The following is a 23,589-nucleotide window of genomic DNA, read 5'->3' on the forward strand; positions in this document are numbered from 1 at the left end:
CAGCCACCTATGGTGGAGTTGTCCCGTGAAGAAGGGAACTGGCCGACGGACTAAACTGTCCAAATCTAACGAGAGACGTGGCCAGCGCGCAGTGGTCGACGAAATGATCCAGTCCAAGCTTCCCTATGTGCAGGCCGGCCAGAATATTCACTTGATGGACGAGGATGCCTCCCAATGGGCTTCGACGAGACACGGAGCCAACGCTGGGCGTGGCTTCCATTATCAAGATGCCATTTCATCTTGGTACGCGGCTCAACTACTGGTCTCTGACAGTCACACGCGAGTCGTCCCCGAATCACATCGCGAAGATGCGTCCTGCGAGGGTCAGGCAGGTACGGAGGTCCAGGCCAAGTCAAGACAGGAGCGAGTAGGACTTTTTCCCGCAAGAGAAGTCGCCGAGCACATCAAGACTCTGCATGCTCGTAAGTCCCGCAATGCGGGATCAACAATCGAATTGGTACTAGAGCGAGACATCCGCGAATGCCCGCTACCGCATAGCTGCATGCGCTTAGGAGACTTGGAAGCAGACCATCCCCTTGCCATCGCTTGCAAACGTCTCTTTGAAGACGCCTCGTGGCCGAATGCAGGTTGCAGCGAGATTCGCATTCGAATCCTCTCCTTCGAGGATGCTCGTCGGGGAACAGCAGATATCGTGCAAGACACATTCAATGTAGAGCCAGCCGTTGCTGCTCGGATTGCCGCTGACTACCTCCGACTCATAGCCGATGCCGCTGACTCCAACGCAGAACGTGACTACTCACATCGCGCCGGGCTCGATCGAACGACGCTCGAGAGGGCTGCCCATCAGGCAATTGCGGAGATTGATCCAGGCTCACTGGTCGCTTCCATCAATTCTGGTGCGATTGAACCACTCGATCTCGATACTCCTGATGACAACGCCGTCTATTTTCAGGGCATTGATGCTCAGCCGGGCCACATAGCTGCTGGCTTACCCGCGCCTCGCACAGAACAAGTCGATGCGGTCTTGGCAGCTCTATCTGAAACTCGGGCAGTATTGATTGCGGGTCCGTCTGGTTCCGGAAAATCGACTGTTCTTTGGATGACGGCGTTTGTTGAACGTCACGTCAGCTGGTATCGCGTAAATCGACTTCTATCTTCTGACGTGGAAGACATTTACAGATTCGCCGTCGGAAGGCGTCCCACGTCAGCAGCGCCGCTCGGGTTCCTGGTCGACGGAATAGGAATTGGAGACATGGAAGCATGGGACCAAGTTCTTCGACGACTCTCACCCTTGCAAAACGTGTACCTGCTAGGGACTGCCCGCATTGAAGACTTGTTTGCTGCGACAACTGCCGACCTTGCAACAAGAGTCGACATCGGCCTCGACGAGGGTGTCGCCGCTCGCATCTTCGAATATCTTAAGCAAGGCGGTTTGACGCAATCGGTTCATTGGCGAGAAGCATTCAATGACGCCGATGGATTGACCCTTGAATTCACGTATCAGCTAACGCAAGGAGAGCGGCTGCCGGTCGTGCTCGGCGCACAGGTTGATCGCATGGTGAGAGAAGGAGCAAGTGATGAGCTTCAACTTCTTGCACTAGTAAGTGCGGCACACACACATGGCATTGCACTCTCCGTAGAGTCCGCGCAGCAGGCAGCCGGACTTGGCGACGATGCTTTTCGCCGTGCGATGAGACGACTTAAGGATGAACATCTTGTCCTAGAAGACTTTGATTCGATACGAGGACTGCACCTGCATCGCTCGCGCGCGCTCGTTGACTCAGTGCACGCGAATCCACCACCGACCTTGACTACAACAGTGACCCGCTTGATGGGGGTCCTGCCCGAGAGCGACCTCGTCAAACTGGTCGTAGGAGTGCTGCGCGACAACCGCGCGCTGGACGGCGCGATTATTAAGCTAGCTGCGAGCCGTACCACCACCGGATCGCCTGAACTGCTCGGGGCGCTGCTCCACGCGTTTCGAGCACTTGATTTCGTGCGCCACGCTGAGTTGTGTGCGGGAATTGTTGAGCAGGCAGCAGTCCCTCCAGCCCATTGGCCACTTGTAGTCACATCAGGATTGACGGGAATTGAATGGCCCGAGTCGCTCTTCGATTCGTCCCTAAACGAGGCCATCAACGCGCTTGGAGAAAATCGGGTCGAGTCGACCGGACTCAGAGATGCATTTATCGATGCCGTTGACCGCGCTCAAGTGGTCGAGACCGTTCTGTCTCAGAGGAGCGCGAGTGCGCTTGCTTCCCTTCTTTCTGCATGCATCGGCGTCTCGAATACAACCGTAGACGATCTCGTTGCGGCCGATTGGGATGGAACAAGCGCGGAGAGCGTACTCACTGCGTGCACTTCCGAGGAATTCGCGGGTATTGGCCACACTGCCGGGCAACTCTCGATCCCCCTTGCAGAAAAGCTGCTCGAGTACGCGGGAGGCGAGTCCCAAATCATCGAGCGGCTACTCGAGAGCTACCCGACAGTGTTTGCAGTGGGGCGCGAGCAGCACGATGGAGTCGATGTCGCTTCTGCAAAAGTCATGTTCATCCACGAAGACTTGACCCCAGATCCAAATGCACGGGCGCACGATGTCGCGAAGGTTCTGATTCGGTCTCTCCCAGGCTGCTCGAGCGCTGCGATTGAGACCGTTCGAGCAGGCGGCAAACCCTTTCAAATCGGGGACCTGACATTCGGCCAATCTGGCTTGCTTGGGCAATACGCGTTAACTAGCACTGATGTCGATTGGAACCGTGCTCGGACAGCATTGGTGATTCATGAGCTGGGAACTATGTCGAAGGGCAACCACGCCTCAGTGGCGGCAGGATTGCTTTATCGCGCCTATGCCTACCTGACCAGCCTTGCAGACCATTGGGTAACTCGTAGCCTGGATCCAAGCAATGCGTATTGGAAGAGTTCCGAAAAGGAACGATCGGACCTCAAAACGGACGCGGATCAATTGGCCAACCCATTGGACGGGCTAGCGCTCTTCCGCGAAATCATTCCAAGCACTGGAGCGAGAGTAACCGCGCAGTTTGCAGGATTCGTAGACAACGAAATGGTCCCGTCGGCGTTGGGTCTGGACTCGGCTCACACAGTGTTACATCACGTCACGGATGTAATTCCCGCAAAGATTCGCGACGGAGAATACGGTTCACTCGCTGCAGTAGCAGCTGACCTGGTGGCCACCCTTGAGGAAGTACGATCCGCAGAACATTGGGCATTGATCGGCCTTAGTGAGCCGCCTACCGTGCTTGATGATTTGAAACTTCTCTTGATCGCAATACGCGACATAGCGTTAGCACTTCAGCATGACGCGATCACTCCTGCAGACATCCGGCGAGAACGATCTGGGCCCAAGGGGCAGGTGCTTCGTAGAGTTGCAAATCTGGCCAATCGCAAGATTGAGGCTGCATCTGAAGACTTCATACGGGAGTTCAATGCAGATCTTCGCGCGCGTGGTTTCAATGCGAAACTTGTGCACAAGCATGCGCCAGTTGATCAGTCCTATTGGCCTCGGATCGACGTAGCAGTCATAGTCCAGTGCGAGGACGTTGCCGCATGGACAAACCAAGTTGACGCGGTAATTCAGGCCGTCTTGGATATTCGCGATGCCCATCACCTACCACCTACATTGATTTTTCCCGAGTTCGAAGGACGGGCAGAGCCGTCACTCGGCTGTGAGGTAATCCGTCGCTCCTTCCCGTCTGTCGCTGGGTACTACCGGTGGTATCCCGAAGAACGACCAGCCCAACAAACTCACACTCTGCAAAGCGATGTCAGCACGGCAATAGACCAGTTGATTCGATGCTCAGCGATCCAAGAGTTGCGAAGTAGAAGAAATTTGGCGCCCGAGTATGAAGACTTCTATCTCGGGTCCGTCACACAATTTGCGGAAGCCTTCGAGAGAATCACGGAATACGGTGACGACGCTTGCCTTGGCCAAATTGCTTTTGAACTCAATCGATTGGCCATGGGCGTCGATGACGAAGGAAAGGAGGATGGCAAACCAGGAAACTTTGCATGTCAGGCACTAGACCTGCTCTCGGCCCCTTCCGACCCAGAGTCGTTGGGCGAAGGTGTAGTTATAGGCCTTCTGACACTCGCTGCCGTGCAATGGATGCACAATTCAGACAAAGCGATCGAACTATTCGGATAGGAAGAATCCTCTGAATAGGTGCCCGAATTCAAACGCCTTCAATACTGAATCATTCGCAAATTGACGAAGATCCTTAGTTTCGCGCGGTCAGCCAGGTATGCATTGGACCTGCCCCCAAGTCACAGATCCCGCACAAAGCGCGGCATGAACGCGGCGAACTTAGAGCCGCTCCTCCCTACATGCATCCCTGCAGGCCATTGTCAGGAAATGCTCTCCCGATTGGAGATCGTGTGAGATTTGAGTGGCATCGTGTGAGACGCCTCGCACATAGGTGAGAGAACCCGCGCTCGTATCGGATACCAAGTCCGATACACCTTTAGCGTCCAGCAGAGGACGTAGAGCGTCAGGCGTGGCGATTGCGAACTGCAATACTTTTCCGGTGACTCTCATCGTGTCGGCCATCAGCGACTTTGGGGTGGTCCAAGCATCAGATTCGAATATCGTTCAAAGCCTGCCCGTTGCGGCCACCACCGATGGCGAGAAAGTATTCGGACTCCCGTTTGCTCCTGCAGCTATCGCTGTTGCTGGTACGTATCGCGTCGGGATACTGCGCATGGATGAATGGATGCCTTCCGCAATTGCCGACTTCCAGGTAGGAACCAGTGTGAATCCCGTTGGCGCATTTGCTGAATATCTGGCCACTCGTCTTGAAAACGAACTCACCGAAAGGCAATGGGGCGAACCGACAGTGTTGCAAATCGTTGGCTACGAAGGTGACGCGAAAAATAGCCAACACCCAGTTTTGTACCACCTTCGCAATGTTGACCGCATAGATCCAAATACCGGGAACTACGTTGGCATTAGTAACAAATTTCAAGTCACTGAGGACTTCTGGCTCAGAGATCATGACCCGGTGCGCAGTCCGGGTGCGCACAATCAATTTCGAGTGCAGTTCTACTTCAATGGCTCAACAGCAGGTCGGACTGTCTTCGGACGGCACTTAATTGAAATGTTCGGAATAATTTGGAGTGATGCCTCCAATGAGTTCAGGTCACCAAGGAATCTCTACGAACTCACTGAATTCATGAAGATTCTCATCCAAACGATAGGCACGCTGTATTCCATTAGCGACTACGTCATGCGTCCAGTGGGCGGTCCTCCACAAATGTGGGCCATACCTCAACCAAATGGTGCTGTAGAGCTCTGGGCCGAAGCGAAGGCGACGTGAAACTGTTGGACTGGTCCAGGCCCGTCGACTTGAGCCTGCTGGGGACTGCACCGAGTTCGATTGCCCCTTGACCCTTGAGGATTTGTGCTTCTGCTTATCCGCAAGCGTAGGTTGCGTCTGAGCCTGCGAGAGGATGTCGCGAGACTGATACTGATCTGACCATGCAACTTGGCGACGTTACCGGCCAAGCGCGACTTCGGCCCACCCAGCCGCTTCGAAGACTCTGTTGACACGCTGGGAAACCGTCGAGGATTGACGTGACAACCACACTGAATGACTGCATTCGTTGGGATCATCCCGCCATGCCCAAGCCTTGGTCGGGGCGCGGGCTCAGCGGGAGGGGACGCCGTAGGGCAGCGTGCGCGGTGGGCTGCTCGATGAATCCGCGTTGGGACATGCGCTCGGCAGTCATGGCAATGACCGCGTCACGGCGGGCATCAGGTCCGGCCGCCATCAGGGCGGCGGCTTGCTCTCCGTCGGCGATGTCCGCGATATTCACCACCGCAAGCACGTCGTTTCGATGGCGGGTGAAGGCGACATAGGCGCTGGACATGTCGCGGTCCGGACCGACGTCGATCACCAGCGAGTCCACGGTCTGGCCTTGGAGTTTGTGCGTGGTCATGGCGTACCCATGGCGCGCGTTGCGCATGACCTGCAGCGCCGTCAGATGACTCGTGCAGACCTTGTCGCCGTCGCGGTACGCGATCTCGATGCCCTTGTCGTCGACTGAGGCGACCACTGCTCGGGTGCCATTGGACAGGGATCGGTTTTGGCCTCGGGTGATGTTCTTCGTGATCACGATCTGGTCCCCGATAGCGATGCTTCTAGTAAGGCCTCGGTCGCGGAAGATGACATCGCCGCCGGTGATCCAGCCGCGGTTTCGTGCTTCGACCCGAGCCAGAGTGTTGAGAATCTCGACTTGGTCATTGCGGTCTGATTCCAGTCCAGTTGCATGGAGTCGTTCCAGTGGCTCCGGACAGCCCTCGGCGCGCTCAGCCCAGGCTGAGATGAGGACACGCTCGGCTTCGGTCTGGCTCGCAACGACGACAAGTTGCCCGGCATCTGCGAGCTTGAGCAGGGCCTGCTCGGGGTCACCGTCGCGTAGGAAGGCTGCGCATTCTCGGCCGACGTCGGTGCGTTGACGGAGGTTTTCGACGAGTTCAGCGCCAGGTCGGGATTCGTGAAATTGCCGGAAGAGGCCGGAGGGTCCGACCGGTTGGAGTTGGCGGTGATCGCCGATGAGGGTGACGGTGATGTCGTTGTCGGCAGCCCATTCCAGAACCGTGGCCATGTCGGTTGCCGGGATCATGGAGGCCTCGTCGATGACGAGATGATCCATCTGGGGCAAGGAGAAGCGTGTGCATATTCGTTGCGCCAGTGCTCGCTCTCGTCGACGCCCAGAACGCGCGAGTTCGTCTGCCTTGATCCGGATCGGGTCTTGCGGATCTCGAGCGAAGTTGATGCGCATGGTGAGCCAGGTGACCGTGCCCGCCTGAACGCCGGCGGTGTCGCGCAAGGCCTGTGCCGCAATCGCGGCGACGCACACCCCGTAGACGCGCTGGCCACGTGCGGCCAGAACAGTCCTGGCCGCGTCGATTGCCGTGGTCTTACCCGAGCCAGCTGCCCCGATCACGGTTGAGACACTGTCACGGCCGGTCGTCATCTGGGTGAATAAAGCGAGCTGTCCGGGCGTGAAACTGAGGCTCTGTTGTGTCCAGCCGCTCAGCTCGCGCCACTGCTCAAGACCCAAGAGGGCTGCTTCGGGATCGAGGGCGTGCTTGTTCTGCTCAGAGGCTGCAGCGAAGGCCTCGCAAGCTCGGCGCTCCGCGTCGGCGATGCGGTTTGAGGCGTGCTTGCGCACCCCAACTCGCCCACGGGCAGTGACCTCCCCGGTGGTGAATTCACGCGCAACGACCTCCGACAACATGGCCCGGACCTGCTCTTCAGACCAGTCGTGCGGCGCGAACGCGCGAACGGCGGCCTCAATGCGGGCAGTGATCTCAGCGCCCTTGTTCTCACACACAATCTCCTCCACCGTCCGCGCCCAGAAGTCCACATCCCAGGCCCGGGGCTGCTGAGCGAAGTCAAGAGGGACGGCGCCAAAAGCAGAGCCTAGGTCGATCCCGAACTCATCAGCGCGGTCGATCATCCGGGCCCGGACCTGGCCCCAAGTCAGGGTCTGCTCGCCCTTGGCGCTAGTGACCTTCCGCTTGGCACGAGAATCCAAAACCTGAAGCCTCGCGCGAGTCACGCCGACTGATTCCTCGTGCAGTGACTCCAGGGTTTCCCCGTGCACGCGTGCCTGCGCCTGGGAATAGAAGGCCATGAGATCCGTGTCGGCGCCGATGACCTCCCACTGGCGGTCGGCGAGGTCGAACTCCCATCCGGTCACGAGCCCTCGCTGCGTCGACAACTGGCGCAAGCATCGCTCGAATTGAGCTTGCAACCACCACGAATGATTGACCAAGTCCGCTCCCCCGGTTGCCATCGTGCGCTCCACGCCATCCACGCACACAACCCGGTTGGGGATCATCACGTGCCCGTGCAAGTGTGGGTCCAGTTCACGCGAGTACGACTCGATCGACACCGTCGCTGAGTAGCCCAGACCCCGAATCGGGAGGGACTTCTGCCCGTCGCCCTCGTGCCCTGCGCGCCCGTGAGCAACCCGGGCCATCAGCCCATCTGCGGCCTGACGGGCAGCATCGCGGACCGTGGCAAGCCACTGCTCGCGCGTGGATGGATCGGCGACGAAGGCGGCAACACTGAACGACTTGGGGCACGTCAAGGTCAGCTCGTAGCCCGCGTTGCCAACGACACTGGTCTCCTCGGACTGCTCCAGGACGCGACCCCAGATCCACTCCCCGAGCTTCTTGTCTGACAGGGAATAGTCCAATGGCTTGCCGTCGAATACTTGCTGCTGGCAAGACTCTTCGAGGGCTCGATGGTGTGCACCGAGAAGACGCATCACCTCCTCCCGATCGAACTGCACGGGCGGCGGCTCGAACTCCAAGCCCTGCCGGTCCCGGGCCCAGTACATCGCCCAGGCGTGTTCATTCGAACGCAGCAGAGCCTCCGCCGTACGGATCACGACGGTGCCGTTCGATCGGCCGGCAGCACGCGCAACGGAGCGCAACTGCGACGACAGGTTCCGCTTTGGCCAAAGATCTTCAGGGTGAATCTCCGCCAATTCACAGGCTTCCTTGATGACCGAGAAGTAGGGGCCCGCGGCGATACGGGCCTGACGATTTCGCTCCGTTCGTACGCGAACTCGCTCACCGGTTTGCCGGTCAATTCCATACATCGCGTCACGCACAATGCGGCCGTCGGCTAGCGTCAGCTGCTCTCCTGGGCGATAAGCCAACCTCGCGGCCGTGACCCCCTCGCCGAGGAACCAGACCTGCCTCGAGTCGACGGATTCCGACCCCAATCGGTAGTCGACTTGGGCCTCCCGGGCAGCCACGGAGGCAGACTTATCCGGTGTGATTCCGCCCAATCTGTAACCCACCTGCGCACCCAAATCGGCGCCGTGAGTGAGCATTTGGCAATGACCGCTGCGAGCCATCTTCAGGCCCCCGATCCGGCAGGCCGGACGGCGCGGAGCATCTGGATGCCAGCCCGGGAGGTGTTCGTGGGCTTGTGGCTTGTGTCCTTGTCCTTGGGGTCTTCGTGGTGCTCTGGTGTGTGATTGATATTCATAGTTTCGGTGTCCTTCGTGGTCGTGTGGTCTGGTCTGCTTCTCGTGATTCGATGCCTTGAGTTCTTGGTCTCAGCTTTCACAACGGTGTCGGGGCCCCGGTACCTCGCATTCACGCCGGCCAGGGCGACGCGAACTTGCGAGGTACCGACCCTGCTAACACCGTTGAACGAAGTGACGGGTCGACACCGGCCCGCGCCGACAAGGAGTTCCACTCGTGAACAATGACTTCCTGACCGCATCGACCATCGCCGCCAAGGACCTCACGGCGGCGCAGGCCAAGCGAGCCGGGCTCGAGGCCAAGGCCAGCGATCGTCTCGCCAGGGCTCAAGACCGGTACCCCCTCGATCTCACCGACGCTCGCCGCGTCGAAGCTGAGGCGTGGAAGCAGCTCATGGAGGTACCGGGCATGACGGCCGCTACCGCGGCGCATATCGGAGGGACCACGGCTATCAAGGTCAGCCGCTGGATTTCCTCCCGTGTCGAGGACTCGGCATGCAGCTGACGCCGCGCACTCTGGGCATGGCACTTGGTGCCTGCCTGGCAGGCGGCCTGGTCGTTGGCGCCGCGACGGTCATCAGCCCCAGCATCGGAGTCATCAACCCCACCCCGGAAGCGGCTGCTTTATCGCCCGCCTATTCCGAGGCCGAACTCGGCGACATCCAGGTCACCTACCCAACACCCTCGATGCGGGTCGCCACACCGATGTCCGCCGCAACCCCGCCAGATGCGCAGCCCAACGCGCCCTTGTCAACAACCGCGCCGACTAGCGCCTCCACGCCAACACTCCCTGCACCGAAGGCAACACCGACGGCGTCTCAAGTCACGAAGGACCCCAGCAGTCGGGATAGGACCAAGCCGACAGCAACGAAAACGAGCACCCCGACAAGACCCACCCTGCCGCCGACACAGGCGCCCAAGCCGACAGCAATTGCACCAGCAGTCCAGGGCTCAGCGACGCACCCGCTCCATGACTGGAAGCTGCCACATCTTGGTATCGGCGTGACTGACATCAGCGCACCGACACTGTCCTCAGGTGCACGTGTGCACGTCACGGTCATGTGTTCTCCCAGTTCAGCATGCAACGCCAGTGGCACTTCCCTGGCGATCTCTCCGGAGGCGACGCACGTCTCAGTCACGTGGAGCGCGCCCGCTGACTCCAAGTGGCCCGCCTGGTCCCTCACGCGCGCCTACATGGGATCCGCTGCCGGGTGAGTGTCGGACCGGACACCTACTCTGCCTGGATCGTCACGACGGAGGTTCCATGATTGCGCTGATCGTCCTGGTCGCCCTGTCGCTCGTCATCGGCGCGGTGGTGGGGGCCACTGCACTGCTTGTGGCCGTCGGCAAGTTAATTTTCCGAGCGATGCGAAGCATCCCAGTCGAGACTCAGCCAGGGAGTGTGTCAGGGGTTCACCCGCCCCCTGTGGAGGTCGAGCAGGAATTCAATCGGATCATTTCGCGCGAATGGCCCAGCCCCTAGCACCAACTACTGCGACGCTGACTCGCTGTCACGGATGTAAGTCACGCCGAAGCCAACGACTTGTCGGAACTCCTGACGGCGTGCGGCCACGTCGAACTGGCCCCCCGAGCCCTTCTGGAAGATGTCAAGGCCGCGACCGAGCAGCACCTTCCAGCCACTGTCGGTGCGGATCGACCGGTCGTGAACTGTGTCGTCCCACACGACGTTGAACTTGATACCGACCGACGCGGCGCCATCCTGGATGTCCTTGAGCATGAGGAGGTGCTGTTGCTGGAACTCGCCCTTGTCTTCCTTGGTTACGAGCCTCACGGCAATCTCGTCAGCCGGGTCCTTGCCCGAGGCCAGAAGCGCGAGCAGGTCTACGAGGTTCCGACCCTGGTGCGGCAGGCGAACGTACGGGTCGACGATGGTGATTTCGGTCGCGCCGCGCAGGTACGGCAACAGCAAGGTCTCGTACGAGACGCCGCGCTGGTTCTCCTGGAACTCGCGGTGGCCCTCGAACAACGGCTCGGTCTTCGGTCCAACCTCTGCAGGAGCAGCGCCGGTCGAGAGCACCGCGTCGGTGGTGCTAATAGACGACTCCTCGGCTTGGTGCTGGTGGTAGTACGCCGGATACTCGTCTTCCTCGAGGGTCGAAACTGCGTGCCAATCGCCTCCCTTGTCGTAGTAGCCAAACTTCACGTTGACCATGGTGCCGTCGATACGAAGGATCTGGTCCTTGACTCTCTTGCGCCCTTCGATGGCGAACCGCAGGATCTCCTCGATTTCCTTTTTAGCCGCCTCACCCTGCGGATACAAGATCTTCATCAGACCTGAGAACGTCTTGTGGATGCCGTCACGGTCGCGGGTGGAGATGTCTGAGCCCAAAGTGAAGTACTGCTGGTACCGGTCGGAGTAGTCGGCGTCGCGCATCGACTTGAGCACCTCTGCGATGTAATCGACGACGAAACCGTAGCCGTTAGAGAACATCTCGCCGCGGATCGTGTCGACCTCCCACCCGGGGATGTAGCAGTGCAGCCGATCGAGGAATGCCGAGTCGTGGTAGCTCTCAGGGAGTTCGTCGAATAGGTCCGAGTGTTTCAACATGAAGGGAACGTTGTGGGAAGTGTTGCCTACAAACACCATTGATGCTTCGGCTCCCAAGGTCTCTACTCCGCGGGAGAAGGTCTTGTTCGCCATGTAGTTCTTCATGATGTCGACAAGGGCTTTATCGGTGCGCTTCTTCTTACCAGCGAACTCGTCGAACGCAACGACGTCCCAGTAGCCGACCAAGCCGATACGGCCGTTCGAGTTGTTGACGAAGAGCTTCGGAACCGTGACTTCGCCACCGGAGATCAGCATTCCGTGGGGCGAGAATTCCGAGAAGATGTGTGACTTGCCGGTGCCCTTAGGGCCGAGTTCGATGAGGTTGTAGTTTCGCTCGACGAACGGAATCAGGCGGACGAGCTGGATGAGTTTGGCCCGGCGACCGAAAAGTTCAGGGTTGAAGCCGATGGACTGGATGAGAAGGTCGATCCATTCATCCGTCGTGAATTGGCGACGGGCAGTTACGTATCCGTCGAAGTCGAAGTTGGAGAGTTGAATCGGCTTAATGGATCCCAGGATCCAAGGCACGAAGTGAGGACTGTCGCTGTGTGAGTACTCGATGTCGCAGATGCACCACACGCCACCTACCAACAACTTCGGATGGCTCTTGATGATCGCTGGCGAGACCAGCACCTGCTTGATGCCGAGGTTGGCAAACTCGGCTTCGTAGGTGTCCTCCTTGTCGTTGAGTTGCACCTGCACCTTGTCAATGATGCGGTAGCGGCCCTTTTCGCGAATGTTCGACTTCACCAGTTCGGCCCGGTTCCGGTGCACGTAGTGGTCGGCAAGGATCTTGCGTACGCTCTCGATTCCCGACTGGATCGTTGCCTCGTCGTCCGAGGCTGCGTACTGGCCGAGTAGGTACTCCAACACAAACGAGGGCACGATCGCGTTGCCCTTGACAGCCTTGACGAGGTCCTTGCGAACTACTGCGCCTCCAAAGAATTCGTTGATCTTCTGGTCGAGGGCTGACTTCACTGGTGGATTCGACGCAACGGGAGCATCGATAACGCCCTCTGGATAGTCGTCGTCGAATACATCAGATTCGGTGCGTTCGGTCATCTCAGTCACCCCTTAGAAGTCAAAGTCAGTCGTGAATGAGCGCTTGATGGTGTAGTTGGCCCTTGAGAAGGCCTTCCATTGGTTCGTATTCGGGATGGGTTCTTCCAGCCGTAGCTCGACAGCGCGGTTGTTGAAGTCGTCGGCATCTTGTGTGAGGTACAGCGTGGCGGACTGGTACCGCTCACGCTGGTCGTCCGCGTCACTGTCGAACACCAGCACCGGCTGATCGGAGATCAGCGTCTCACCCACGTAGAGACAAAGACGAACCTGACGCAACTGAATCTTGTCGGTCACGGCCTCCCGCTGAAGCAGCTTCACGGTGAGTTGCCCGGTCGTGATCTTGTCGGTCTCGGGCATGAGATCGACCTCGACGGGGCGGATGTCGCTCTTGCGCTTCTTGTTGACCGTGACCACAGGGACGACGATTTCCTGAAGGGAAGCGCCACCGTGCACGTATCGCGTGCCAGCGCCTGGCAGCGGAATCCGATGAATTGACTTCGGAATCTGAATGTCAATGTCCCCAGACAAGCCGACTTGCGCAGAGGTGAATGTCATGAAGGACGGTGAGGGCTTCAACGCCCTGCCCAACACGTAACGGCGATTGGTCTTAGTAACGGCATCCCCCTGCGGAGTCTCAGAGACGTAGTAGGACTGCTCCAGCGGGATGTCTTGATAAAGGAAGCCGTGGTCGGCAGTCAGCAGAATGTTCGTCGCGTTGGCGTTCGTCCATTTCTTCACGAGGAGCAACAGCTCCCGCAAAGTCTCCTCAGCGGCCTCGAAGACGGTGCGCTCCGTCGGTGCCTTGTCGCCAGCCGCGTCGATGCGGTCGTGGTAAACGTAGAAGATCTGGTGCTGCTTATAGAGATCGCGCAGTTCGTCTCCCGGCATTGCTAGCACAGCGGCGGCGGAAAGCGCGTGGCCCTTCACCGACTGCAGAATCTTGTCGCGGTTCGCCGTGCCGTCAGTGCGCTTCCCATCAGCCAAGACAGGCAGCGCCTCGGGGTTCAACTCCAACGCGGACTGAGGTAGTAACGCGGCCATCCCCAGTTGGGTGTAACTCGGCAACACTCCTAACACCGCCGAGAGGGATGCGTCGAAACGGTCCTCGTTGCGGATCAGGGAAGCTAGTTCTTCCGCAACCTCGTAGCGCATACCGTCAGAGATGATGACGACCGCCTTGGTTCGTCCATCCTTGACTACCGGAGCGACATGGTTGTCGAAGAACTTGGCCTGGGGCGCGAGTGCCGCCGATTTCCATTCAGTGACCGGTTCCAGGGTCTGTTGCCAGAGCCCACCGAAATCGTAGAGGAACTTATTCGCGTACTGCTTGTCCACCTCGGCCTTGAGGGCTTCAAGCGGCTGCTGGAATTCGGCAGATTGATACGCGTATGTGAACCAGCGGTATTGCTGATCAATACGGAACCAGTCCGACTGGTACTTCTGCAATGCGATATCGAGAGCTCCAGTCGAACTAGGCAATGCGGTAATAGCTGCTAGAAGTTCCGAGGCGCTCTGAATAGCCGCGTATAACTTGGCGTACTTATGCGTCCAAAGGCTTTCCTGACGTTGCCGCACCACGTCGGCCACGTCGCGAGGTGTGACCGCCTGGGTTGCCACGGCGGCGGCGAGGTCGACGATGACCTTGCGGTCGATCTCCTCAAAGATCGTGATCGAGACCAACTCGTAATAGTCGGTGTGCTCGATCTTCGACTTGATATCGAGTGCGTCGGCAGCCCGAGAGGCGAGTTTCGCCATCATGTCTTGGCTGCGAACGTCGAAGCGCAGGCTGTTGAAGTCGATGCGAATATTGCGGTAGCGCCCTGGAGTGTCAGACTCGAACTTCTCGATGGCTCGACTGAACATCCAGAGTAAGAAGTCGTCGATCGTTGGATTGGCGCTGGGGTACTTGTAGATGTTGGTGAGGCCGTCCCAGAGGAATTGGTCGAGTCCGTAGGTGACGAGATCATCGAACTTGGTGTGCTTGGTTTCAGCGTTCTCAGCGAGGAGTTCCCTAGTGATATCGGTCAATGTGTGCCCGGAGGACTTCACAAGCACCTGGCACATCTTTGCGCGCAATTTCATAGGGTCGTCCCCAGACGACAACAACTTCTCGAGTGCCTGCTTACGCACGGCGGCTGCGAAGAATTTCTGGTGCTGCTCAATGACCGGGCCGAGCGCAAGGTCGTTGAGACCGAGTTCCTGTTGGAGCATGGACGTCTTATCGGCCGTGAATACGCCATAGGCCAACTCAAGGTCCAGCAGCCAGTTGTCGGTGCCGCCCGGCACCTCACCCGCACGGTACACAAGGTGTCTGGTGACGTGGTCGGCGAGCAGCTCGCTCTTCACTCCGAACTCGTTGCCGTGCACCCGGATGATGTTGACGTTGCCGAAGTCAAGCGCGTCGACCTCAGCGTCATACTCTCCTGACGGATCGTGCCAGAACACGACTCGTTTCCCAGCGAGTCGCTTGTCCAGGGCGTCTTTGACGGAAGTCAGGTCACTCATCCGAGGACTCCAGACCGGGGATCCTCTTGAGTGCATCCCCGAACTTCGGATAGTTGGTCTTCACACCGTCGTCAAGGTCAACAGCGATGTTCTCGGATGCCTTCGGGTAGAGCACGTCGTGCTCGTACGCGTTGAGCTCGACAATTATCTTGCGCAGGCGATCCGCCTCCTTCGCGCTCCCCGCCCTTTCGGCCTGCTGCAGGCTCGACTCGAGCTTGGTCACGTACTCTCGCAAGTACGTCAGCACCGTCGAGACGGTCGACGGTGTGTAGCGGTGCATGTAGATGAGTGCATTGAAGGAACCCTTAGGGCTGGAGAACAGCCAATAGATCGGCCGCTTCTTGTATCGCTGGACGTGGTCCTTATAGAACGACTTCACGAAATAGTCCCGAAGATCCCGCACCCCAAGGGACTCGGTCACAAAAAGCAAGTTCTCCTCGAAATGCTCCTCACCAAAAGACACCCGAAGGAACTCTCGGAACCGCCCAACAATGTCATCCTCGAACCAATCACCATCCACAATCGGAATCACATTGTCCGCATCTGGCATGAAACACGGGGCTGGAATCCTCGCAAGATAGTCCTGCAACTTCGCCCCCTGATCCGCAAGAATCAAACCCGGAGAATCAGGGGAATACCGCCCGAACATGCAACCCACCGCAAAAGAGACCAAATCCTCTGCCAATTCGCTGACTTGCTGTTCGAACGTAGCGTCAGAATCGCCGTCCCAAGGCAAATCTTGCTCAGCTGGCATCTCTCCGAGGAGCGCGAATACGTCTTCAACCAAACGATTGATCGCGCCTTGGGCAGAATCTAAGCGCATCCGTCGTTGTACGCGTGCGGAATGTTCTGATTTGAAAGACCGCTCTACTTTTCCAGTCTCATAAGCAGACCCGTCTGCCATCCAGGACGGCCGCCTGAAGTCCCATGACGTCTCATACTCATCCCAAGCGTCTTTCGAAAGCTGAATACATCTGGAAGACAATTCGACAAGTGCGTCTGGCAGATCTCGGTAGGGAAGACTTAGGACATGCCCCAACTTGAAGTGCAAAGTTGGCGCGAGCATTTCTAAGTAACGGTCTACGACAGAACTGTTTAATAGTGCGAGTACCTTCTTCAGAGTGGTCACATCATCGACAAAGCCCATCGGAGCAGTGGCATCAAACATCAACCCACCCGGAACCATCCGAGCAGCAAACCTTCCACTTGAGACACTCGACCAAGTCAGGCCGGGACGCAATCCGAATACCCCATTGTAATTATGCGATCTGACTCGACCAGTCTTGCTATCCAAATAGTTCTTCGGTCGTCGGCCATCTTGCTCCCAGTCAACGACGTATTCAAGATTTCCATACCACCTTCGGAAAGTTCCACCTTTCAAGTAGGGGAACCACCTTTTGCCCGACTGAATTGCTTGATTTTCGTCCGTTAGCCCGAATCCAATTCCCGCTGTGGAGACTTCAAACCAACGTCGCAGGAATAGGCCATTGTTGCCCGTGGTCATACCTTCTCGCGTTGCCATCGCATCACTCAGGGTCAGAAACGACTCGAACACTTGGTAGTCCCTCTCAGTTGCCCAATAGGCAATTGGGCAACCTGGCAACTTCAGCAACCTTCGTGGGCGGCTTCGAAACGCCCACCCGCAATCTGGGTTCCGAATAGCTTCTAGAGCCTTCGGGGCTTGGCTAGTTGCGCCCTTGAAGTCCGCGAGCCGAATGAAGGTTGCCTGGCGGTCCGTTTCATCCTTACACATCGTGAATGCACAGATCGGAACCGTGGCACCCTCGAACCCGGAGTACTCCAACTGCACGAGCGATGTCAATGACAACTCGCTTAGTACGAGTTTGCGCAAGGGCTCATACATAGCGATGAACATCCACACGAATGGAGTCATCAGGCCACAATGCCCCTGCGTCAAAAGGAACGTCACGCCTCGCGATACGTATGCTGCAAAGAGATCCGATTTATACTCGGCAAAGTTAACCTGCAACCAACCCGCGAGCAGTGCATTTAGGTTCTTGCTGCTCATGTACGGAGGGTTTGCAACGACGATGTGGTAGCGCTGGGACAGGTATTCGCTTTGAGTCAAGACCGTGTTGGCGTTGTCGACGAGTCGCTGGTTCAGTAAATGGTCTGAATGGATCGATGCTTGAACATGCGCCCGAAGTTCAGGAATGAGGACTTCGTTTGGCTGAATCAGGGATCCGAAAGTGTCGGCGTGTTCGAAGGCCTGCCAGAAGTCTTCTTCAACGAACCGGTCTCCCCCACGCGTGACAAGCTCATCCAATTCGTCGGTGGTGAAATGGACGTTCTGCAGGACGCAAATGTTGGGTTGGGTGCCGGTGTTGAAGAACGTGCGTTGCTTGGCGCGGGCTTTCATCGCTAGCGCGAACGCGGCCAAAGAACCGGCCCGCTGGTCGATCTCAACCCCGAACAAGTTGTTGCCCAAGATCAAGCTGGGGATGTCGGCGGGTGCGTAACCGGCCTCCTGATAGATCGCGTACAGCAGATCAAAGGCGTACGTGAGCATGTGACCAGACCCGCAAGCCGGGTCGATGATCTTCAACTCCTCTGGCCTGGTGATGCGGAGAAAATCGGTCTCTTCATCAACCGGGGCGATGTAGTAGTCCATCTGATCCACCAGCGCAGACTCAGGATGGTTCAACATCCAAAGACGACCAAGGGAGTTCTCAACCAGGTACCGGACAATCCAATGGGGAGTGAACAACTGCGTTGCCGCCGGGATCTCCGCAGCACCAGCCTTCTTGCCCTGTTTAAACCCCGCGAAAACCTCATCTTTACGCTCGGCAACATAGAACTGGTACAGCCAACCAATGACCTCAACGTCGCGGCACACCTCGGGCGTCAACACCGCCACCGCCCGGCTGCGCACCGAATCATCAGCCAACAAATTCCCTGGAATCAGCAGCTCAGTGAAGTCGCCTTCGCGCTCGAACATGAACGGCATTGCCCGGTTCCAGTAGCGGCAGTAATCCGCGAGCAGGAGCGCGTACGCCTCCGCTTGAGCATCAACGCCCTGCCGAGGCCGACGAGTGTCGTTGAGTAGGCCCCTGATTGCAGTGACGTCTGCCGCCTTGGTGACAACAATCTTGTCAACTTGATCGCGCTTGGCAGCAGCAAGAACCTCGGGCTGACCGATCTGGTCTATCGCGGGCGACACCACACCGATGCCGGTGTAACCGTTGGCGTCCATGAATCTCAGCGCGATGATGCGGTTGAACCAGACGTATGCGACCTTGTCGGCCACATGCTTCCTGCCGACGTCTCCCCCTCCAGCGGCCGCGACTTCCCTCTCCAGAGAAGCGACGGTCCCGGCTTGCTCCACGCGCTCTGGAGAACCTTGCGCGACCACCGCGACGATCCGCGCCGTGACTTCTCGGATCAATTCAGTCCGAGCCGACGTAGCAAAGGACTTAAGCGGTGCAGTCTCCATCAGTTCGAGATTCGCTTTCCGCCATTGATCGTCTGCACCAGGGCAGTACGGAGCGACGCGAGGTACGCATCCACGTCAGATTCGGTTTCAATAATGGTCGGCCCACCTACTGCCTTGACGGTGGTAACTGCGACCGTGGGCTTCTGGGGTGCGTCCTTTGAAGAGGTGGATTGGGTGAGCTGGTCGATGATGCCGGGGTATACGTTCGACTCGAAGTTCGTGCCGGTTTGCTGGATGACCGCGATGAGACTCTCGTTGTCGAGCCCAGCGAGCAAGTGGTTCACGCTGTCGACCGCCGCTTTCTGCGCGGCCTCCGTTGCCGCCTTGTAGAAGGACTGGGACTGGAGGCCGGTGAACTTGACGGCGACTGTTGTCCTAACCGTGGCTCGGGACTCACTGACCTTGCTGTCGAGGAGTCCCTTGAGAGTGTCGGATGCCGCCTTGAGCTGGTTCATCTTGTTGCCGCGGAAGGCGTTGGGGTCTGCAAGCAGAGCGTTGACGTCTTCGGCAGTGCCGTCCGGGACGTAGCTCAGGTTGCCGCTGTTGGTGTTTAGCAGACTTTGCGCATCGTCGAAAATCTTGCCCTGCTGACCCTTGAGGAAGGCTCTGATCGGGTCGACCAAGTTCTCCTTGGCATCCACAAGCTGATCGGCACTGTCGAACTGACCGAGGTACCAGTCGGCGGGCTTTCCTATGACGTGGTCGAGCAGTGTGACAACACCGGCGAGTTGGCTGACGAACGGATACCGACTGGTGCTCACCAGCGCATTGAGTTCTTCGCGTTTGGCTGCGAGCTTGTCCTTCCCGAATCGAGCCAACTCCGTAGGGTCGCTCGGCACGCCGCCCTCGTCGAAGAAGTCCGTGCAGAACTTCTTGAACGCTGCCATCTTGGTCTCGTCATAGACCTTCTGGGGGGCAACGATGGTGTGCTGCTGCTTGGCAGTGTTGCGAATCAGGACTGCGGCCTCAGTGCGCACCACAGGGTTTGCATCAACGCTGAGGGTGACCTTGCCGTTGCCTACGAGCCAACCCAGCACAACCTCGATAGAGCCGAGGTCCCAGCCATAGGGCTTTGTCTCGAAGCGCCCGACGATCTTCTTGACCGTCACCTGCTCACCGAGATTGGTCTGGGAGACGATCCACGATTCCACTTCGGTGCCAGGTGAGGCGAGCACGGTCAGGTTCTCCGACCCGAACAGGCCTTGGTCGTTTTGAACTGCACCTGCGACCTGCTGCTCGGTGAAAACCTTGCCACCGAGCAGGCTGAGGTTCGTATACGTGCGGCTGACGAGTTCTTGGAAGCCGTCGGACACCCGCGTTTGGGCATCCTGCGAACTGGACTTAACTTCGGCAGCGTTGATGAAGAGCTGGGCCTTACCAACGGCTTGGCGAAGGCGCTCGATGAGTTCCTTCTCGCGGTCGGCATTGAGCAGCTGCTTTGACTGCAGGATCGCCTGCATTGTCGGAGTTGCGCCCGAGTTGGTGCGTTGCTTGGTGTACTTCTCGGTCTTCAGTAGCAGACGAAGGTCTGACAGCAGCCGCTTGTCGCGACCGAGGAACACGCGTAGCTCATCCTTGCCCGCGCCCTGCATCTTGATCTCGTCGTCTGTGTAGCTCGTCTCCGGCGTAATGAAATGGACGGTGAGCTCACGCTGGTTGCCCTGAACGATGTCGTCGAGCTTGTACCCGAACGCGAAGTCCTGCTGATTCTTGGTGTATTTGAGCTTGTTCGTCTTGAAGATGTCGGACGAGAGGTACTTGAAGAGCTTGCTAGAGAGTTCGGAGGAGTCGATATCGACCGCCTTAATCTCCTTCTCGATTTCCTGCTCCTCGTTGGTGAGGTAGTCGTAGACGTTTCCATTTCGCTGCGCGTAGGACTGTGTCTCCAGCAGGTTGAGCGCCTCTTGCACCTGGTCGCCCAGGGCCTTGAGGTCGAGACCGAAGCGGTCATATACCAGCACGGTTAGGTTGCGAGGCGTGGCCTTGAAGTTGTCGACATACTTCACGAGAAACAAGGCCTTGAGCAGGCGGTTCGCGAGAATCGTGACGTCGGATGTGGGGTCAGGCAGGTGCCTTTCGGCCTGGAGAATGGCACTCTGCGCTGCCGCCTTGAGCGCAGCGCTAATGCCGGAGAACATCTGATCGAACGTGGCTAAATAGCCCACCTGTTCGCCGCCGATGCGCTTGGCAACCTCTTGGACCACACCGAGCATTGAGCGCTCACCTACCGAACTGTTTCGCCCCTCGAACATGTTGTGATCGGACAATCCCTCAATAGATGCCTGGAACATCGGAATCTGATAAGTCACGAAGGGGTAAGTCCCAATGAAGTGGCTTTCATCAACGTAGTTGCGATACGTCTTCGCGCCGTCAACGAAGTCGAATATCGTCTTGAAGTTCGCGGCCTCCTCGGCGTGGATGGCCTTGAGTTCGACGGAGCCTGCATCGTTCTTCTCTAAGAGTCGTTTACTAATGACTTCTTCGACATCGGCGCTGGTGAGCTTCACGCGAATCCTGAAGCGGGCCTGAATCTTCGAGAAGTCGTTTTCCTGCTGACGGGTCTGGTCACCGATCACCTTCTCCATATCCTCCTGCGAGGTAACGAAGACCCACGACTGCCCCTTGCACTTCGTGTTGAGAGACTCGGCAATGGTCTGAAGATTGAGCATGAGTTTCACGTCGTCAGCTACGAACTGGCCAACCTCGTCAACGAAAAAATTGAGGCGGTAGCCCGCCTCCTGCGTGTCAATCCACGCTTTGACCGAGTCGGCGAAGTCTTCGATCGATACGGCATACGAGGCTTGGTACTGGCCGATGATGCCGGGGTTTGCTTCGCCGTTGACCTCGGCAAACGCCTTGTCGACGTTGTGCGCTTCGAGAGCTGTTTGCTCGCGGCCTTGTGTCCAGTCGATGCCCGCGTGCTTCCGGAATGCGGTCTTGAACTCGTCGTACTGATCGCGCTTGTCAAGATCTTCCTCGAAGCGCGCTACCGCGCCGTCGTTTCCAAAGTAGCCGCGACTCTCGTCGAAGACCTTGACGAAGACCTTGAGCAAGGCGTCCGTCTGGTCCTTGGCGATCAGGTTCGCCTTCTGATCGATGTTGAACAGCAGGCTCTTGGCGGGGATCGCCGCGGCCTTCTTCAGCGCGGCGATGAGCATCGCGTCGTCGGTCTTACCCATGAAGCTGTCACTCACTTGAGACCGCGGAAATTCCTGACCTTCCACGTCGCCGAGCAGGTGGGCGAGCATCTTCAAGAGGTGCGACTTGCCGGAACCGAAGAAGCCCGAGATCCAGACGCCGTTTGCGTTCGTGTAGTTGGAGTACTCCTCCAGCAGCGGGGCCACGCCCTTGGCCGCGTCGTTTGTGAGGACGTACTCCTCGACCTCGATCCCCAGGTGATCAAAGTCGTCGGCCTTGACCACGCCCTCGATGGAGCGGGTGACGTCTTTGCGGAAGATCTCGTTGAGTCTCATATGTCAAGCTTCCTGATCGAGGATGCGCTTCGCGCGGTAAAAGGAGTCGTCCTTGAGTTGGCCGAAGAGGACTAGCGAAGAGCCCTGCGTGGTGGACACGTCGTACCTGCCGGGGAAGAACATCAGCATTGGCGCGTCGGAGACGACGGTTTGCAGGTTATTGAGCACCGTGTGTGAGCGTATGAACGGAAAGACTTCCCCGATGCCGGTGAGGAAGAGGATGTCGAAGGTCTCGCCGTCTATGCGGGACTTGATGGCTGGGGCGAGATGAATCTGGGGGTCGAGCATGTTCTGGAGCATCTTGAGGAAGTCACGCTTGTCCATCGTTGGCTCGGCTGCGATTACGCGATCCCAGACGTTGCGCTCTTTGAGAAGTTCGACGCTGAGGTCGTAAAGATTGATCTCGAAGACCTTGATGCCTACTTCGGTTTCGAGCTTGGTCTTGATGCGCCTCTTGGCCTGAGCAACGTCGAGCGCCCAAGTCTGGTCGTAGTCATAGATGAAGTGGGCGACCTCGTTGCCCAGCCCCTCCATCTTGAGGAAGCGCTCGCTGCTGAGCACCTTGAACAGGTGCTCCTCCTGCTGGGTCAGCGTGGTCTTGGCTCGCACACTCATCACGCCACCCTCGACGGGAAGAACCGGATGTCGCTAGGGGTGCGCTGATTGAGGCACTCCGCGACGCGGGTTGAGAGCAGGACGGGCTCGATATCGCCTTGCTTAGTCAGCAGACCGGCTTCGACCATCATCTTGAAGAGCACCTGGCGGAGCTTCTTGTAAGAGAGATCAGTGACCTCGTCGAGTTCACCGTGCCACATGGCCTTGGAGCGATAGAACGAGTCGTAGTCCTCGTATGCGAGTGTGCCGACCAGTGTGAGGAACCGCTCGTGCAACACTTCCTCCGCGAACTCAGCGATCAGGAGGTAACTGCGGCAGGCGGCCGCCCACATCAAGTGGCCCCGCTCCGTGGACGTACCTTCCGCGACGATCTGCAGCTCTGCGTCGGTCAGGACTTGGAGTCGAGGGATGAGTGCGCCCAGTTTTCTGGTGGTTGACGCCGAGACCCGAGCTTGAAGAAGGTTTTCCATTTTGACTCGGGCGCGGGTCTTCGCCCAGTCACGATCCTCGAGATATATGGGGGTGACTACGGCCGCTTCACCAGCGAGCAGTGCACCGCTAGTAAACGAAAGCGCATACGCCGCCGAATTCGTCATTACCGCCCTCACGCTTGTCTCCCCCGTCACCCTGATCTGAAACCGCCAAACTATGACCGGCCTACGACAACGCTGCCTTCCGTCGAGTCATACAGTCATCCCGCCGCTGCGCCGTCGCTGGAAGCAGCACCCCCGCCCCGGACCCAGTCGTCCACCTCACTCGTTTGGAACTTCCAAAGTCGGCCCACCTTGTGCGCGGGCATCCGCTTGTCCACGATCCAGGAGTAGACAGTGTCCTTTGTGACGCCTAAGTGAACGGCGATGTCTTCGGCGGACATCCAAGGCTCGGACACTCGAATGAACCTCCTAGGACTGCCCGCTTTCGAGGCG

Annotated in this window: 13 protein-coding genes; 5 read left to right on the plus strand and 8 right to left on the minus strand. The window is 58.1% G+C overall.

Going from position 1 to position 23,589, the window contains the following annotated elements; genetic code table 11:
* Nucleotides 1–103 precede the first annotated feature (103 nt).
* Both Q7L55_05070 and Q7L55_05075 read left to right on the plus strand, forming a co-directional pair.
* On the plus strand, nt 104–4,123 hold the full coding sequence (locus Q7L55_05070) for a hypothetical protein (GenBank protein MDO8731930.1): 4,020 nt from the start codon (nt 104–106) through the stop codon (nt 4,121–4,123).
* 379 nt (nt 4,124–4,502) lie between these two features.
* Entirely contained in the window at nt 4,503–5,291 is a 789-nt protein-coding gene (locus Q7L55_05075) for a hypothetical protein (protein MDO8731931.1), read from the plus strand.
* Between the two features lie 292 nt (nt 5,292–5,583).
* Here Q7L55_05075 and Q7L55_05080 read toward each other — a convergent pair whose 3' ends face one another.
* Entirely contained in the window at nt 5,584–8,751 is a 3,168-nt protein-coding gene (locus Q7L55_05080) for an AAA family ATPase (protein MDO8731932.1), read from the minus strand.
* Nucleotides 8,752–9,202: 451 nt separating this feature from the next.
* On the opposite strand from Q7L55_05080, the gene Q7L55_05085 reads away from it, so the two are divergent.
* Genes Q7L55_05085 through Q7L55_05095 form a run of 3 tightly spaced genes read left to right on the plus strand, consistent with a single transcriptional unit; the run spans nt 9,203 to nt 10,468 of the window.
* Nucleotides 9,203–9,490 (plus strand): hypothetical protein, encoded by a 288-nt coding sequence (locus tag Q7L55_05085; protein ID MDO8731933.1) that lies wholly within the window; start codon nt 9,203–9,205, stop codon nt 9,488–9,490.
* The gene (locus Q7L55_05090; GenBank protein ID MDO8731934.1) at nt 9,481–10,200 is read left to right on the plus strand and encodes a hypothetical protein; all 720 of its coding nucleotides are present in this window, start codon (nt 9,481–9,483) and stop codon (nt 10,198–10,200) included. The genes Q7L55_05085 and Q7L55_05090 overlap by 10 nt, the downstream gene beginning before the upstream one ends.
* A 49-nt stretch (nt 10,201–10,249) precedes the next feature.
* Entirely contained in the window at nt 10,250–10,468 is a 219-nt protein-coding gene (locus Q7L55_05095; protein ID MDO8731935.1) for a hypothetical protein, read from the plus strand.
* A 6-nt stretch (nt 10,469–10,474) separates the two neighbouring features.
* Here Q7L55_05095 and brxL read toward each other — a convergent pair whose 3' ends face one another.
* The 7 genes from brxL to Q7L55_05130 all read right to left on the minus strand — a co-directional run bounded on the left by brxL (nt 10,475) and on the right by Q7L55_05130 (nt 23,552).
* A complete protein-coding gene (gene brxL, locus Q7L55_05100) occupies nt 10,475–12,616 on the minus strand; it encodes a BREX system Lon protease-like protein BrxL (protein MDO8731936.1) in 2,142 nt (713 codons plus the stop codon).
* Between the two features lie 12 nt (nt 12,617–12,628).
* Nucleotides 12,629–15,121, minus strand: coding sequence for a BREX-1 system phosphatase PglZ type A (gene pglZ / locus Q7L55_05105; protein ID MDO8731937.1), 2,493 nt, complete (start codon nt 15,119–15,121; stop codon nt 12,629–12,631).
* Nucleotides 15,114–18,575, minus strand: coding sequence for a BREX-1 system adenine-specific DNA-methyltransferase PglX (gene pglX, locus Q7L55_05110; GenBank protein ID MDO8731938.1), 3,462 nt, complete (start codon nt 18,573–18,575; stop codon nt 15,114–15,116). The genes pglZ and pglX overlap by 8 nt, the downstream gene beginning before the upstream one ends.
* Nucleotides 18,575–22,048: a BREX system P-loop protein BrxC gene (brxC, locus tag Q7L55_05115; protein ID MDO8731939.1), complete on the minus strand. Its 3,474-nt coding sequence runs from the start codon at nt 22,046–22,048 to the stop codon at nt 18,575–18,577. The genes pglX and brxC overlap by 1 nt, the downstream gene beginning before the upstream one ends.
* Nucleotides 22,049–22,051: 3 nt before the next feature.
* Complete coding sequence (locus Q7L55_05120) at nt 22,052–22,663, minus strand: DUF1788 domain-containing protein (GenBank protein ID MDO8731940.1); 612 nt, start codon at nt 22,661–22,663, stop codon at nt 22,052–22,054.
* Nucleotides 22,663–23,259, minus strand: a complete 597-nt coding sequence (locus Q7L55_05125) for a DUF1819 family protein (GenBank protein ID MDO8731941.1) — start codon at nt 23,257–23,259, stop codon at nt 22,663–22,665. Before Q7L55_05125 ends, Q7L55_05120 begins: the two co-directional genes overlap by 1 nt.
* A gap of 95 nt (nt 23,260–23,354) precedes the next feature.
* Nucleotides 23,355–23,552, minus strand: coding sequence for a helix-turn-helix domain-containing protein (locus tag Q7L55_05130; GenBank protein MDO8731942.1), 198 nt, complete (start codon nt 23,550–23,552; stop codon nt 23,355–23,357).
* Nucleotides 23,553–23,589 lie beyond the last annotated feature (37 nt).

This window comes from Actinomycetota bacterium (assembly GCA_030650795.1).
Taxonomy (GTDB): domain Bacteria; phylum Actinomycetota; class Actinomycetes; order S36-B12; family S36-B12; genus UBA11398.